A 15,329-nucleotide genomic window follows, 5' to 3' on the forward strand; every position below is an offset into this window, starting at 1 on the left:
GGTTACTCCTCGACGTGCACGCTGTCCAGGTAGGTGCGTACTGCCCACAAGGCTTCCTGACTCAAGTAGTCGGCCATTTTCGGCATGTAGACACGACCATCGCGGACCGCGCCATGACGCACGCGCTCGACGAACCACTCATCCCCGGCGTCGCCGACATCGAGTTTGCGAAGGTCCGGTGCAATACCCCCGGACTTGGCTTCCAGGCCATGGCAAGCGGCGCAATTCTGGTTATAGGCCGAGGAGCCGATTTCCAGCGCCTTGTCGTGTTCCGGGGAGGTGCGATAGGGGTTCACCGCAGCCCAGCCATCACCATCAACCTGTACCCCGGCATCCTTGATCGGTGTCAGGCCTTTGGTTTCCACGGCTTGCGGCACCACGTTGCCGTGGGCCATTGCCGAACCCGCGCTGATCAAACCGGCCAGCAGCCCGGCGGCAAGCATGGCGTTGCGTATTGTTGTCATTGTTATGCCCTCAAGATTGCACGCAAAACCTCTCTGCAGAGGCTATGCCGCCATCTTAAGAACTGACTTCGGTGAGCCGTATGCTGCTTTGGTTGTCGCCCTCTACTCCCTTGGTAGTAGGGCTTGCGGCGAGGGCCTGAAGCATGTGATCGATCCCACGCTCTGCGCGGGAATGCAGCCCGTGACGCTGCGCGTCACTGCCGAAGCGGACGCAGAGCGTCCAGTGAGGCATTCCCACGCGGGAGCGTGGGAACGATCATTTCTGGCTTCGCGCATTCATGCCTGGTGCCCCGTTATTGCCACGCTAAAAGCCCCGCGCATGCCTTGAGTTACGACCTTGGTACTGGCCCATTGGTACTTTCTGCATATTTCCCCGCACCCCGTCACTTCCTATTCTGGCGCTACCTGTAGTGGAGTGCCCTATGCGCCAGCTTGTCGGTTACGCCTTGTTCTACCTGCTGGCGATTGCCAGCGCCGCGTTGCTGGCGACCCAAAGCCAGGCGCAGGACGCCGGGTTGCAGGTCCGCATCGGCTACCTGGGCTATCGGCCCGATCCCGGCCCGCTGCTGTCGAACATTATTCCCGAACCCACCGACGCCGGGCAGCGCGGTGCCGAGCTGGCGATAACCGACAGCAACAGCACCGGGCGTTTTCTCAATCACAGCTACAGCCTGGTCAGCGCCAGCGTCGACAGTCCCGAAGCCTTGCTCGACGCAGCGAAGGTCCAGCACGACCAAGGCCTGCGTTTGTTCGTGGTGAATGCGCCGGCCGACAGCCTGCGCCAGCTCAGCGCCGCCCTGCCCGACAGCCTGCTGTTCAATGCCGGCAGTGCCGACGACAACCTGCGTAGCACCGACTGCCTGGCGAATGTGCTGCATAGCCTGCCGAGCCGGGCGATGCTCGCCGATGCACTGGCGCAATTTCTGGTGGTGCGCAAATGGCAGCGCCTGCTGCTGATTGTCGGCCCGACCCCGGATGATCGGGCCTATGCCGCCGCACTTCGGCGCGCGGCGAAACGCTTCGGGTTGCAGATCGTCGCAGAGAAACTCTGGTCCTTTGACAATGACCAACGCCGCAGTGCCCAGGCCGACATGCCGCTGTTCACCCAGACGGCTGAATACGACGTAGTGCTGGTGGCCGATGAGCGCGGCGACTTTGGCGAGTACCTGCCCTACCAGACCTGGTACCCGCGGCCGGTCGCCGGCACCCAGGGCCTGACCCCTACGGGGTGGCACAAAACCGTGGAAACCTACGGTGCCGCGCAGTTGCAAAAACGCTTCGAGGCCATGGCCGGACGCTGGATGAACGACCGTGATTTCGCCGCCTGGATTGCCGTGCGCAGCGTCGCCAGCGCCGTGAGCAAATTGCGCCAAACCGATACCCAGGCGATTCGCCAACTGGAGCTCAGTGATCAGTTGCCACTGGATGGTTTCAAGGGCCGCAAGCTCAGCTATCGCCCGTGGAATGGCCAGTTACGGCAACCGATACCGATCGTTCAGCCCCGGGCATTGGTCAGCACCTCGCCGCAAGACGGCTTCCTGCACCCCTTCAACGAAATGGACAGCCTGGGCTACGACAAGCCCGAAGTGACCTGCCGCTTTCCCTGATTCCCACAACGACAACAACAAGGAACCTGCCATGCGCCGCACCCTGCTTGCATCCGCCTTACTGCTCGCCACCGCGCCCGTGCTGGCGAGTACCGCCTGGGTTTCCAACGAAAAGGACAACAGCCTGAGCCTGATCGACATGCAGACCCTGCAAGTCACCGACACCCTGTCGGTCGGTCAGCGTCCACGCGGTCTGTTGCTGTCCCATGACAGCAAGCTGCTGTACATCTGCGCCAGCGACTCGGACCGGGTCCAGGTGATGGACGTCGCCACCCGCAAGATCATCAAGGAACTGCCCTCCGGCAAAGACCCGGAGCAATTCGCCCTGCATCCCAATAACCGTTGGCTGTACGTATCCAACGAGGACGATGCGCTGGTCACGGTGATCGACACCGAAACCTCCAAGGTGCTTGCCCAGGTCAATGTCGGCGTCGAACCGGAAGGCATGGCGGTCAGCCCCGACGGCAAATGGGCGGTGAACACCAGTGAAACCACCAACATGTTGCACTGGATCGACACCAGCACTCAGACCCTGGCCGACAGCACCCTGGTGGATCAGCGACCGCGCTTCGTCGAGTTCAGTCAGGATGGCTCACGGCTCTGGGCCTCGGCCGAGATTGGCGGCACCGTGACGATTCTCGACGTGGCGACCCGGAAAATTCTCAAGACCTTGAAGTTCCAGATCAAAGGCGTGCACCCGGACAAGGTCCAGCCGGTTGGCGTCAAACTCAGCGCTGACGGTAAATACGCTTTCGTTGCCTTGGGCCCTGCCAACCATGTCGCGGTGGTCGATGCCAAAACCTTCGAGATTCTCGACTACCTGCTAGTGGGCCGTCGGGTCTGGCAGATGGCGTTTACCCCGGATCAGAGTCAGTTGCTGGCCACCAATGGCGTCAGCGGCGATGTGTCAGTGATCGATGTAAACAGCCTCAAGGTCATCAAGTCGGTCAAGGTCGGCCGTTATCCATGGGGCGTGGTGGTGACCCCATGAACGCCCTGGAAGTGACTGACCTGAGCTTCGCCTACGGCCCCCGTGAGGCATTGCGCCACGTGACGTTCAGCCTGCTGCCTGGGCGTTTCGCCGCATTGTTGGGGCCAAACGGCGCTGGAAAATCGACCCTGATCGCCCTGCTGACGCGATTGTATGACGTGCAGCGCGGCGACATTCGGGTTGGCGGTCACTCCCTGCGCAGCACTCCGCGTCCGGCTTTGCGCCAACTGGGTGTGGTGTTTCAACAGAGCACGCTGGACCTGGACCTCAGCGTCGAACAGAACCTGCGTTATCACGCAGCGTTGCATGGCTTGTCCCGTCGCCAGGCCCAGGCGCGGGTCGAGGCCGAACTGGCGCGCCAGGCACTGACCGAGCGGCGCCGTGAACGCGTCCGCGAACTCAATGGCGGCCACCGTCGTCGAGTGGAAATTGCCCGGGCACTGCTGCATGAGCCGCGCCTGTTGTTGCTCGATGAAGCCAGCGTCGGTCTCGATCCGGCCAGCCGCCTGGCACTTAACCAACACATTCGCAGCCTGTGCCGCGACCACGGTATCAGCGTGCTCTGGACCACCCATCTGCTGGACGAAGTGCAAGCCCGTGATGACCTGCTGATTCTGCATCAAGGGCGCCTCGTGGCCAGCGGCCAGGCTGATGCCCTGAGTCTCGAACACGGCGGTGACCTGACGTCGGCGTTCCAGCGCCTGACCACTTCAACGGCTTCGGGAGTCGCAGTTCGATGAACGCTTATTGGCAGTGTTTCAGCGGTATCGTGCTGCGCGAATGGCTGCGCTTTATCTTGCAGCGCACGCGTTTTCTCAGTGCGCTGGTGCGCCCTCTGCTGTGGCTGCTGGTGTTCGCCGCGGGTTTCCGGGCGGCGCTGGGCATCGCCATCATCGAACCCTATGACACCTACATTCCGTACGAGGTCTACATCATCCCCGGTCTGGCCTGCATGATCCTGCTGTTCAACGGCATGCAGGGTTCACTGTCGATGGTCTATGACCGGGAAATGGGCAGCATGCGGGTGTTGCTGACCAGCCCCCTGCCCCGGGCCTTTCTGTTGAGCAGCAAATTGCTGGCGACCTCATTGATCTCACTGCTGCAGGTCTATGCCTTTCTCGCCATCGCCTGGGTCTACGGCGTGCAACCACCTGCTTTCGGGTTGGTTGCCGCGCTGCCGGCGTTGCTGCTGGTGGCGTTGATGCTCAGTGCGCTGGGGTTGTTGCTGTCCAATGCCATCCGCCAACTGGAGAACTTCGCCGGGGTGATGAATTTCGTGATCTTCCCGCTGTTTTTCCTGTCTTCGGCGCTGTACCCGCTGTGGAAAATGCGCGAAGCCAGTGAGTGGCTGTATTGGCTCTGCGCCTTCAACCCGTTCACCCATGCGGTGGAATTGGTGCGTTTTGCCTTGTACCAGCGCTTTAACCTGATGGCTTTGGTGGTTTGTCTGGGGTTGACGCTGCTGTTTTCGCTGCTGGCGGTGCTGACCTTCAATCCGCAGCATGCGGCGGTACGACGGGCTGGATAATTGGCTGAGTCCCCACGGGTGTACTCAAAACCTGTAGGAGCGAGCTTGCTCCGGGCGGCGTTCCGACGATGGACTCAAGGGCGGCGCGTTTATTCAGATAACACGCGTTATCGTTAACGTCCATCATCGCGAGCAATCGAGCGTCGACCGGCTGCTCCTACAGAGGTTTGGTGTCGCCCTCCCGAACGCAAAAATTACTACTTTAGTACGGGTTTCCCTGTCTATCGTCGCATTCACAAAGCACCAGCACTGGCATGTAATGGGTCTATAACAAGAAGGACCAAACCCTATGCTGCGTGCCCCGCGTTATCTGCTCTGCCCGCCCCTTGCAGCCTTGTCGCTGAGCCTGTTGCTGGGTGTCGCGCAGGCCGAAACACCGCTGTTTTCCCCTGAAGGCTATCGCACCAGCCTCTACCGCAGCCCGACGCCGAATCATGTGGACGGCGCCAGAATCATTGACACCGAGAGCCTGAAAGCCCTGTTGACGCAAATACCCAGGCCGGTACTGATCGACGTCTATCGTCGGCAATGGCTTGAGGGGCGTTTCATCGAAGACCAACCCCATGCCAACCTCCCCGGCAGCCACTGGCTGGCCAACACCGGTGATGGTGAACTGAGCCAGCAAGTGCAGGACTACTTCGCGCGCAACTTGCAAAAGGCTACGGCCGGGCGCGAGGATCAGCCATTGGTGTTCTATTGCCGCGCCGATTGCTGGCTGAGCTGGAACGCGGTAAAACGCGCCACCGCAATGGGCTATAAAGCTGTGTATTGGTACCGTGACGGGCTGGATGCCTGGGAAGCGGCGAACCTGCCAGTGGAACCGTCCCGGCCCGAGCCTTTTCCCTGACCCGCCAGGCTGCGTGCCCCCGCCACACCATAATCAAAATAACGAGGTGAAAGGCCATGTACAAAATTCTGATTGCCGACGATCACCCACTGTTTCGCGAAGCCATTCATAACGTCATCAGCGACGGTTTCCCTGGCAGCGAGGTCATGGAAACCGCCGACCTGGACAGCGCCCTGGAGCTGACGCAACAGCATGACGATCTGGACCTGATCCTGCTTGATCTGAACATGCCGGGCATGCACGGTCTCAACGGCCTGATCAATCTGCGCAACGAGGCACCGACCATTCCGGTGGTGATTGTCTCCGCCGAGCAGGACAAGCAGGTCGTGCTGCAAGCCATTACCTACGGTGCGGTGGGTTTCATCACCAAATCCTCCCCCCGCTCACAAATGACCGAGGCTATCCAGCAGATTCTGAACGGCAACGTTTACCTGCCCTCAGACATCATTCGAACGCAAAAAACCGGGACGCGGCGCAGCATGAATGACACGCCGAATTTCCCGCCGGAACTGCTTCAGGCCCTGACCCGCAAGCAGCTGTTGGTGCTGGAACGCATGACCAAGGGCGAATCGAACAAACAGATCGCCTATTCCCTGGAAATTGCCGAAACCACGGTAAAGGCCCACGTCTCGGCGATCCTGCGCAAACTCAACGTGCACAACCGGGTGCAGGCGATTCTCAGCGCCGGCGATATTGATTTTGCGGCGTATTTGCGGCGCTGACATTTCACTCAACGGTCTGTGATAACCCTGTAGGAGCGCAGCTTGCTCGCGATGGACTCAAGGGCGCTGTGTTTATTCAGAAAACACGCGTTTTCGTTAACGTCCATCGCGAGCAAGCTGCGCTCCTACAGGGGCAGGGCAATGCCCCACCACAAGTTACGCGGCGCGTCTCACGGCCGCCCCAACAAATGACTGATCGCCATCTTCAGCTTCATCGGCCGTACCGGTTTGTGCATCAAGGTATGGCCCAGCTCGCGCATTTGCAGTTTCAGTTCGTTGCTGTAGTTGGCAGTTATCATCAGGGCCGGCAAGGGTGATGCGCGCCGGGCATTGATCAGCGCCACGGCATCGACGCCGTTTTTGCCATGGTCCAGGTGGTAGTCGGCGATCAGCAGTTCAGCCTCGGCGTGGTAATTATCCACCTGGCGCGCCAGGTCTTCTTCCGAGAGTGCCGTCACCACGTGGCAACCCCAACTTTCCAGCAGCGTGCGCATTCCTGCGCAAATCGCCGCGTCATTGTCCAGCACCCAGATCCGCGCCCCATGCAAGCGCTCCAGCATCGGCTCGCTTATGGGCAACTGCGGCGCAACCTTCGGTGCACTGTGGGTCAGTGGCACCTCGACGGCAAACATCGAACCCTTGCCCGGCCAGGAGCGCACGGTGATCCGGTGCCCGAGAATGCCGGCGATTTTTTCGACGATCGCCAGACCCAACCCTAAACCACGATCCTGATTCGGCCGCTGCACATCGCCGCGTTTGAACTCCTGAAAAATCTCTTCCAGCCTATTGTCCTCGATGCCCATCCCGCTGTCCCAGACCTCAATCGACAGCCGCTGACGATGCCGACGACAGCCCAGCACCACGCGGCCACGGACGGTGTAACGAATAGCGTTGCTCAACAGGTTGCGCAAAATCCGTGCAAGCAACTGAATGTCGCTGCGCACCAGCGCCGAACTGGCCACGAAGTGCAGTTGCAGGCCTTCGCTGCGGGCCACCTGGGCGTACTCGGCCGCCAGGTTTTCCAGCAACTCGCTGAGGGCAAACGGTGCGATATCGGCCTTGATCACCCCGGCATCGAGCTTGGAGATATCCACCAATGTACCCAGTAGATTCTCCACGTCCTCCAATGAGTTGCTGACGTTGCGCACCAGAGCGGCGTTGGCCACCGGTTCGCGGCGTTCGAGCAGCGCGCTGGTGAACAGCCGCGCGGCGTTAAGCGGTTGCAACAGGTCGTGGCTGACCGCGGCGAGAAATTTGGTTTTCGACAGGTTGGCCTGTTCCGCCTCCAGCTTTGCCTCACGCAATCGCGATTCGACGCGACTGCGCTCATCGATCTCGCGCAGCAATTGACCATTGAGGGTGGTCAGCTCGGCGGTGCGCTCGCGAACCCGCACTTCAAGGTTCTGATAAGCCTGATGCAGCGCCTCGGCGGTGCGTCGGCGCTCGGTGATGTCGCGGATCAACACAAAAATTCCCACCACCTCGCCAGTGGCCAGGCGGTTCGGCACGTAGGAGCGCAGCATGTAGCGCTCCTGATTGTTGATGTTGGTTTCGGGGAACTCGAACGTCACACTCTCCCCGGCCAGCGCCCGCGCCACATAGGATTCCAGACGCTGGTAATGCTCTTCGCTGTGGACCTCGCGCAGGCTTTGGCCGAGCATCACGCCGCGTGGCCAGCAGTACCATTGTTCATAGACCTTGTTGGTGAATTCGTAGACCAGATCGGCATTCAGGTAGGCGATCAGCGCTGGCACATGGTCAGTGATCAGGCGAATCCAGCGTTCGCTCTCGCTGAGGGCTTCGGCGTGCTGGTAACGCTCGGTGATGTCGGTGAATGTGTTGACGAAACCGCCGGTCGGCAACGGATGAGTGCGGATTTCCAGCACTCGCCCATCGTAGAGCCGCTGTTCGCACTCATGGACGATCCGCCCGTTGGCATCGCGGCTGGCAGGGGTCAGCAGGCTTAACTCGCTGTCGCCAATCACTTCGGTAAAAAGCCGATGGGCCGCCACCGGCGCCAGGCCACTCAACTCGAGGAATCGACGATTCCATAACTCCAGCACGCCCTCGGCGTTAACCATCGCCACGCCCTGAGACAGGTTGTCGACGGCGCGCTGCAGCAAGTGGGATTTTTGCGCCACAGCCTGCTCACGGCGCACGGTTTCGCTGAGTTTGACTTCGGTGATATCGGTGAAGAGGATCACCCGCCCGCCTTCCTGAGTCGGCCGTTCACTGACCTGCAACCAGCGACCGTTATGCAACCGATAGAGCAAATGTTCATCGGCATGCCCTCGCGGCTCTTCGTTGAACAGGCCGGTGCCGGTCATCAATCGCTTGACCTCGGCCAGCCGCATCCCGGCAATGATCCGTATCCGGCTATTGGCCCAGAACGCCTTGAAGCGGCTGTTGAACAGCACAATGCGCTGATTTTCGTCGAACAACACGAAGGCGTCGGAGATGCTTTCGATCGCATCGATCAGGTGCCGGTGAGCGGTTTCCGCCCGCAGCCGGGCTTCGCTGAGCAGATGATTGCCGGCCTTGAGTTCAGCCATCGCCTGATTCAGCGCATCGGTGCGCTCGCGTACCTGTTCGGCCAGCACCACCGAATGCTGAAACGCCGAATACGGATCGTTGCCACGGGTCCCCCCGGATTCGATCCGTTCGATCAGCGCGCCGTTGATCCGTTGCAGCTTGCGGTTTTCATGCTGCAACCGGGCGATCTGTTCGTAGAGATCAGCGGCTGACGGGGGGCCGGTTTCGAGCAATGGCAACGCCGGTGAAGGTCTGGTTGATGTGCATGCCATTGAACTGTTCTCCGTAGGTGTTGAAGCCCATCACCCGCTGCTCGCGCAGGAAGGCGCCGATTTGCTCAAGGCTGCCGTTGTCTTCGAGCTCCAGACGCCTGAGGAAACAGTCACAACCTATCGTCAGCAGTAACGTGCCGAGACGCGCCTCAAGGCCTTCGAACAGCGTCTGCAAGTTCGGCAATAGCGGCCCGGGGGTCATGGCGGTGAGCACGATGCCGTTTTCCACTGCGCAATAGAAACTCAGGCTCAGGTCCGGGTGCACCTGCTGAATGGCCCTGACGTAATACTGCTCATTGATGCGCACCGCCAGTGGATGGGCGGCGAACACCCGGTGATCGAGCTCGGCCACCGGTACGCCGATATGTCGGGCGTATTCCTCGGCGGCAGGCTCGGCATTGAGCTCGTAGACCCGGCGCGAGGCGCTGTCGGCACGGGTGACCACCAGTTTCTCTTCGCGCGGCAGGATGTGATGGGTGGTGAAGACCTCGAAGTCCAGCCAGGTATTGACCAGCACCACCACCGCAGCACCGCTGTGGAACTCGCCGCCAAAATACACATGGGTATGGGTCAGGTAGTTGTCATCGCCGGCCGAGCCGCCGAAATGCGGGATGTCGCCGAGGGCTGCGCTCAGCGCCGCAAGGACCATTTCCTCGCGGCTGGACAGGCCATCGAGCAAGGTCAGCGCGAAACTGTTGCCCTTGATCGGCGCCAGGGTATTGCTGCGACAGTCGCCCACCAGACGTTCGACCATTTGCTGGGCATCGATCAGGCTCAAATGCTCCATCTGATCGATCAGCTCGATGGCGATGGAAAAATGCCGGTGATCGAAACCCACCGCGGTGATGCAGCCCCGGCCATAGCCATTGGGAGTGATTTCTCCGGCGCTGGTACAACCCACCAGGCGGATTCCGCCAAAGCTCTGTTGCAAGGCCGGGCCCAGGGCCTGCAAGTCGTACTCGGCGGAACAAAAGAACAGTACGAAACCCAAATGCGGATGCAGCAGTTGCCGCGCCAGATCCTGGGCGGCCTCCTGAGCATCGCAGGCCTGGGACATTGCACTGACGACGCCATCGGCCTGGCCCTGTTGCATATTCGCCTCCCGCAGGTGCGCTGTCTGAGCCATGAGTGTACGAAGCCAGCGACGCGGCCCGTATGCTACTTGGGTAGCGGGTAGGCGGTTCCATGGGATGAAGTGCGGGTGGCTGACAGCAAACCTGAGCACCCCCGCCACAGGGCCGCAAACCTGAGACCAACTGTAGGGGCTGCTGTCGAAGGCCGCGCCCGGCTCACGTAGCAGCTGCCGAGCCCGCGAGGCTGCGTTCGGCTGCGCAGCAGCCGTAAATCCTGATTCCACGGTTTGTCTGAAAGACCGCAGTGCCTGATTTTACGGCTGCTGCGCAGCCGAACGCAGCCTCGCGGGCTCGGCAGCTGCTACGGGGGGATGTACGGAGTCAGAGATTCCTTATCGGCACCACGCCGCGATGCGCGCAGCGCGGGCAGATCCGGTCGGGTTACCAGGTCAACACCGCTCCCACGGCGAAGGTATCGGTGTGTTCATTTTGGGCAACGGTGTCGTGCCCGTTGATTTTGAATTGGTTGTACTCGGCCACCAGCTTGAGGTTGTCATTGACGCCATGGAACAGCGCTATCCCCCGAGTGTCGTAGTCCGCACCACTGCCGACCACACCGTTGCCATCGTCGTTGGTCTTGCCATAGGACAGCGCGAGGCGGTTTTTACCGAGCTTGTAGGAGCCCTGTAGCAGATAGCCGTCGCTATCGACTTCGCGCAACGTCGCTTTGCCGGCGTTGTTGGTGAAGAACGGGTTGATACCCTTGGCCTGGAAGCCCGAGCCGGTCAGGGACAAACCGCCCATCTTCGCCTGCACGCCGTAACCGACGCCTTTGGAGGTCACCGACTTGACCGTGGAGTCGGTGTTGTCCGAGGTCTGGTAACTGCCGTTGACCCAGCTGTAGATCTTCGCCCCGGCGACATCGAACTGGTAGGTGATCTCGCTCTCGGTCCGTGGGTTTTCCTGATGGGCCTTGCCCAGTGCGCTGCTGTCGTTGGTGTCCACCGGATCCATGATCCCTACCGCAACCCGCAAGCCGTCCATGAGCGGTGTGCGGTAGGTAATTTGCGAGGTGGGAAACGGGTACGGGTAACCGGTGCCAATGTTGCCGAACGACACCCCGCCGCCATCCACCAGCCCCAGGCTGTCACTGACCTGGCCGTAACCGGCAAGCATTTCGTCGAGCAGGATGTTGGAGCGAGCGAACAGGCCGAAGTCTTTACCGATCAGCACTTCACCCCACTCGGGGTTGGCGACGGTGCCGTAGAACTGGCGTACATCGATGGCGGTGTCGGTGCCGTTGGTTTGACTGTCGTTGATGGTTACCCAGAACGACGCCCGCGCACCGAGCTTCAAGTCGTCGACTTGCTTGCCCATGTTGAAGCCCAGGTAGTTGGGCAAGAAGCCCATCTTCACCCGCGCCTGGCGCCGATCGAATTGATCGCCGGCGCGGTCGACTTTGCTGTTGACGTAAAAGGCGTTGATGTAGCCATCGGTGGAGAACGTGGTCTGATCCTTGTCGTATAGCATGATTTCGGCTTCGGCCATCGAACTGACGCCCAGGGTCGAAAAGCTGACAATCAAGGCAGGCAAGAAGCAGTGCTGGAATTTCTTATTGTTGTGCATGGCGCGCTCCGCAAACGGGGGACGAAATGTCGGAGGCGATTATCAAAAGGCGGTGCGCCGGCTTATATGCTGCCTTGGCGGCAATAGGCAGGTGCTTTGGATTGGGCGGGAGCGGCCCGGCAAATTCGGTGTAAGACCGGGTTGCCAAGAGGTACGAGACTTAAGGCTTGCACGGGCTTGCCAATGGGATGACCGACTAACCCGTCGCCGCTCCCCGTAGCAGCTGGCGAAGCCTGCGTTCGGCTGCGCAGCAGTCGTAAACCCTATGTCCACGGTTAACCTGAAACACCGCGCTGTCTGATTTCACGACTGCTTCGCAGCCGGACGCAGCCTTCGGCAGCTGCTACGGAAGCCATCACTAATGCCAGTTTTCTGTCAAATATTGACTTAATGACAGAAAACATTCACCTTCTGCTCCAAGCGCTGAATAACAACAGGAAACAGCCTTGAGCCAGCCCATCAAACAACGTCTTGAAAGTAGCCTGTCGACCGCCTCCGCCTCGGGCCGGGCGATCGCCAATTACATGCTGGCCAACCTCTACGAGTTACCGTTCCAGACCTCGGCCGATATCGCCGCCAGGCTGGGCGTCAGCGAATCCACCGTCGGGCGCTTCTGCCGCTCCATCGGTTACAGCCATTTCAAAGACCTGAAAAACGACCTGAAAGTCGACCTGGGCGAAGGTCCGTGGCTGGTGGGTGACCGTTTGCAGGAGTTCCGTCAGCAGTCCAGCCAGAGCCCTGAAGGCTTGCCGCGCAGCTTCGAACTGGAAGTCGGCGCGCTGATGAAAGTCTACGAATACAGCCTGACCCCGGCCTGGCAAACCGTCAGCCAGCGCCTGGCCACTCGGCGCAAGGTATTTGTTGCCGGATTCCAGACTGAGCGCGGCATCGCCGCGTCCATGGTCCATCTGCTGCAGTACCTGCGCGACGGCGTGCAACTGGTGGACGGCGCCGCCGGGCATTTCGCCGACGTGCTGCTCAGTAACCCTGAGGAGTGCGCGCTGGTGGTGTTCGAAGCCCGGCGTTATTCCCGTCACGCCCTGAACCTGTGCCGCAAGGCCCGTGAAACCGGGATTGCAGTCACCCTGGTCACCGACACCTTCTGCGACTGGGCCGAGCAAAACGCCGACGAAGTGTTCCGCGTACCCACCGAGTTCAATCTGTTCTGGGAGTCCACGGCGTCGATGCTGTCGCTGGTGCACCTGTTGGTCAACGAGGTGTGCAAGCAGTTGGGCCCCGAAGTCGAAAAACGTCTTGAAGCAACCGCTGCCTTACATAACGAGTTTGTTGGATACACATCCTCACCAGGACCAAAACAATAATCGAGGTGTTAGATGAAAAACGTCATTCGCTTTGCAAGTGCGTGTGCAATGGTCATCGCCGGTGTATCGGGCGCCCAGGCTGAAGTGCTGAAAATCGCCACTGAAGGTGCCTACCCGCCGTTCAACTACGTTGACTCGGACAACAAACTCCACGGCTTTGACGTCGACATCGCCAACGTCCTGTGCGAGCGAATGAAGGTTGAATGCACGATCGTCGCTCAGGACTGGGAAGGCATCATCCCGGCGTTGATGGCCAGGAAATACGATGCGGTGGTCGCCTCGATGATTGCCACCGATGAGCGCAAAAAGAAGATCGCTTTCACCAATCACTACTACCGTACGCCGCTGTCGATAGCCGTGGCCAAGGACTCGAACATCACCGATGCCCAGACCAGCTTCAAAGGCCGGTCGGTCGGCGCCCAGTCCTCCTCGACCCAGGCGATCTACGCCGAAGAGCATTACGGCCCGGCCGGTGCCGATGTGAAGTTCTATCCGACGCTGGACGAAGCCAACAGTGATCTTGTCTCCGGTCGAATTGACGGGGTGATTGCCGACAAGTTTCCGTTGGTGGCCTGGGCTCAAAGTACCGGCAAGGACTGCTGCAAGATCATTGGTGACGTCAACGGCACCACCGCCGACGCCTCCATCGCGGTGCGCCAGGGTGACGATGCCCTGCGTGAGCGCTTCAACAAGGCGCTGGATGAAATCGTCGCTGACGGCACCTATAAAAAGATCTCCAGCCGCTACTTCGCCTTCGATATCTATTGATCCCTCAGGTCCAGGGCGCTGGCTCTGGACCTTCTTCTCCGGCACCCCTGCCCCGCGCTCCGTGTGAGCGCGTCGGCGGCGTGCAGGCTTAATTTCGCGAGAGGGTTCGGGCATGTTCGAACATCTGTCACTGTTATCTTTTGCCAGCGGCGGTTGGGGTTCGGCCTTGTTGGCCGGTGCTGTGGTGACCATCGCCCTGGCCCTCAGCTGTGTGCCGATCGGCTTGCCGCTGGGCCTGGGTGTGGCGCTGGCGGCGCGCTCCAGACGACGCTGGCTGCGGGTCTGGGCCACAGCGTTTTCAACCGTATTCCGTGGGCTACCCGAGCTGCTGACGCTGCTGATCATTTATTACGGTTGCCAGATCGCCGCGCAGAAGATTCTCGCCGCAATGGGCTATCAGACCGAAGTGACGATCAACACCTTCGTTGCCGCGATGATCGCCTTCAGCCTGGTGTTCGCCGCATTTTCCAGCCAGATCTGGCTCGGTGCCTTCAAGACCGTGCCCAAGGGGCAGTTCGAAGCGGCCGCAGCACTGGGGCTGTCCAAGCGCACCACCTTTCGCAAAGTCGTGCTCCCGCAACTGGCGCGCATTGCCCTGCCGGGTCTGTCGAATAACTGGCTATCGCTGCTCAAGGACACCTCGCTGGTATCGACCATTTCACTGGTCGACCTGATGCGTCAGACCAACCTGGCCGTCAGCGTGACCAAGGAGCCGATGTTTTTCTACGCCGTGGCCTGCTTCGGTTATCTGTTTTTCTCGGCACTGTCCGGTCGCTTGTTCCACTTTCTCGAGCAGTACTTCAGCCGCCATCAACGGAGTGCCCGGCCATGAGCTTCGATGATGTGCTGAACCTGTTCCTCAGCCCCGAACTGATCGAGCGCTATGGGGCGCGCTTTATCGACGGGTTGCTGGTGACCGGCAAACTGGTAGCGATTTCCTTCACGCTGGGCGCCCTGCTCGGCCTGCTGATCGCCCTGGGCCGGCTATCGAGCAACCGTTTTGTGCGCAGCTTTACCGGCGCCTACGGGTACTTCTTCCGTGGCTCGCCGCTTCTGGCGCAGCTGTTCATGCTGTATTACGGCCTGGGTTCGTTCAAAAGTTTCTGGCAGGACGTCGGTCTGTGGTGGTTCTTCCGTGATGCCTGGTTCTGCACATTGCTGGCGTTCACGCTGAACACTGCGGCCTATCAGGCCGAAATTCTGCGTGGCAGCCTCCTGGCGGTCGCCCAGGGCCAGCGCGAAGCCTCGAAAGCCTTGAGCCTGTCGCGCTGGACGACCTTTCGCAAAGTCATCCTGCCGCAGTCGTTGCTGGTGGCCATCGGGCCGCTGGGTAACGAGCTGATCCTGATGATCAAGGCCAGCGCCATTGCCTCGCTGGTGACCATCTACGACCTGATGGGCGTGACCAAGCTGGCCTTTTCCCGCAGCTTCGATTTCCAGATCTACCTGTGGGCCGCGGTGCTTTATCTGCTGATCGTTGAAGTGGTGCGACGCAGCCTGAAACTGATCGAAGGCCGCCTGGGCCGTCATTTGAACTGAACCGACTTTCCCGGGCGGCCATCGCTGCCCGTGTACCA

The 15,329-nt window shown here is 60.4% G+C and carries 14 protein-coding genes; 10 read left to right on the plus strand and 4 right to left on the minus strand.

Annotation, left to right across the window (positions count from 1 at the left end; translation table 11 throughout):
• Positions 1-2: 2 nt before the first annotated feature.
• Positions 3-464, minus strand: a complete 462-nt coding sequence (gene pedF, locus AC07W5_RS17415; RefSeq protein ID WP_495010760.1) for a cytochrome c-550 PedF — start codon at positions 462-464, stop codon at positions 3-5.
• Between the two features lie 422 nt (positions 465-886).
• Between pedF and AC07W5_RS17420 the strand changes: the two genes are divergently transcribed.
• The 6 genes from AC07W5_RS17420 to AC07W5_RS17445 all read left to right on the plus strand — a co-directional run bounded on the left by AC07W5_RS17420 (position 887) and on the right by AC07W5_RS17445 (position 6,159).
• Positions 887-2,071 carry an ABC transporter substrate-binding protein gene (locus AC07W5_RS17420; protein WP_495023933.1) on the plus strand — a complete coding sequence of 395 codons (1,185 nt, stop codon included), beginning with the start codon at positions 887-889 and terminating at the stop codon, positions 2,069-2,071.
• Between the two features lie 31 nt (positions 2,072-2,102).
• A complete protein-coding gene (locus AC07W5_RS17425; RefSeq protein WP_494992802.1) occupies positions 2,103-3,062 on the plus strand; it encodes a YVTN family beta-propeller repeat protein in 960 nt (319 codons plus the stop codon).
• The gene (locus tag AC07W5_RS17430) at positions 3,059-3,802 is read left to right on the plus strand and encodes an ABC transporter ATP-binding protein (RefSeq protein ID WP_494992801.1); all 744 of its coding nucleotides are present in this window, start codon (positions 3,059-3,061) and stop codon (positions 3,800-3,802) included. The genes AC07W5_RS17425 and AC07W5_RS17430 overlap by 4 nt, the downstream gene beginning before the upstream one ends.
• Positions 3,799-4,590 carry an ABC transporter permease gene (locus AC07W5_RS17435; protein WP_495023934.1) on the plus strand — a complete coding sequence of 264 codons (792 nt, stop codon included), beginning with the start codon at positions 3,799-3,801 and terminating at the stop codon, positions 4,588-4,590. Before AC07W5_RS17430 ends, AC07W5_RS17435 begins: the two co-directional genes overlap by 4 nt.
• Positions 4,591-4,879: 289 nt before the next feature.
• Positions 4,880-5,437 (plus strand): PQQ-dependent catabolism-associated CXXCW motif protein, encoded by a 558-nt coding sequence (locus AC07W5_RS17440; protein WP_495023935.1) that lies wholly within the window; start codon positions 4,880-4,882, stop codon positions 5,435-5,437.
• A gap of 56 nt (positions 5,438-5,493) precedes the next feature.
• On the plus strand, positions 5,494-6,159 hold the full coding sequence (locus AC07W5_RS17445; protein ID WP_494992798.1) for a response regulator: 666 nt from the start codon (positions 5,494-5,496) through the stop codon (positions 6,157-6,159).
• Between the two features lie 170 nt (positions 6,160-6,329).
• Here the strand turns inward: AC07W5_RS17445 and nahK are convergent, their stop codons facing one another.
• The 3 genes from nahK to AC07W5_RS17460 all read right to left on the minus strand — a co-directional run bounded on the left by nahK (position 6,330) and on the right by AC07W5_RS17460 (position 11,662).
• Positions 6,330-8,963: a hybrid sensor histidine kinase/response regulator NahK/ErcS' gene (gene nahK / locus AC07W5_RS17450; protein WP_494992797.1), complete on the minus strand. Its 2,634-nt coding sequence runs from the start codon at positions 8,961-8,963 to the stop codon at positions 6,330-6,332.
• A complete protein-coding gene (nosP, locus tag AC07W5_RS17455) occupies positions 8,893-10,056 on the minus strand; it encodes a nitric oxide-sensing protein NosP (protein WP_495023936.1) in 1,164 nt (387 codons plus the stop codon). The genes nahK and nosP overlap by 71 nt, the downstream gene beginning before the upstream one ends.
• A 421-nt stretch (positions 10,057-10,477) precedes the next feature.
• The gene (locus AC07W5_RS17460; RefSeq protein ID WP_495023937.1) at positions 10,478-11,662 is read right to left on the minus strand and encodes a porin; all 1,185 of its coding nucleotides are present in this window, start codon (positions 11,660-11,662) and stop codon (positions 10,478-10,480) included.
• A gap of 446 nt (positions 11,663-12,108) precedes the next feature.
• Between AC07W5_RS17460 and AC07W5_RS17465 the strand changes: the two genes are divergently transcribed.
• The 4 genes from AC07W5_RS17465 to AC07W5_RS17480 all read left to right on the plus strand — a co-directional run bounded on the left by AC07W5_RS17465 (position 12,109) and on the right by AC07W5_RS17480 (position 15,291).
• Positions 12,109-12,984 (plus strand): MurR/RpiR family transcriptional regulator, encoded by an 876-nt coding sequence (locus tag AC07W5_RS17465; protein WP_495023938.1) that lies wholly within the window; start codon positions 12,109-12,111, stop codon positions 12,982-12,984.
• A gap of 12 nt (positions 12,985-12,996) precedes the next feature.
• On the plus strand, positions 12,997-13,752 hold the full coding sequence (locus tag AC07W5_RS17470; protein ID WP_495010766.1) for a transporter substrate-binding domain-containing protein: 756 nt from the start codon (positions 12,997-12,999) through the stop codon (positions 13,750-13,752).
• A gap of 112 nt (positions 13,753-13,864) precedes the next feature.
• Positions 13,865-14,584 (plus strand): ABC transporter permease, encoded by a 720-nt coding sequence (locus AC07W5_RS17475; protein WP_494992792.1) that lies wholly within the window; start codon positions 13,865-13,867, stop codon positions 14,582-14,584.
• Complete coding sequence (locus tag AC07W5_RS17480) at positions 14,581-15,291, plus strand: ABC transporter permease (RefSeq protein WP_495023939.1); 711 nt, start codon at positions 14,581-14,583, stop codon at positions 15,289-15,291. The genes AC07W5_RS17475 and AC07W5_RS17480 overlap by 4 nt, the downstream gene beginning before the upstream one ends.
• The last annotated feature ends 38 nt before the right edge of the window (positions 15,292-15,329 follow it).

The organism is Pseudomonas sp. GW821-FHT01E05 (assembly GCF_059422425.1).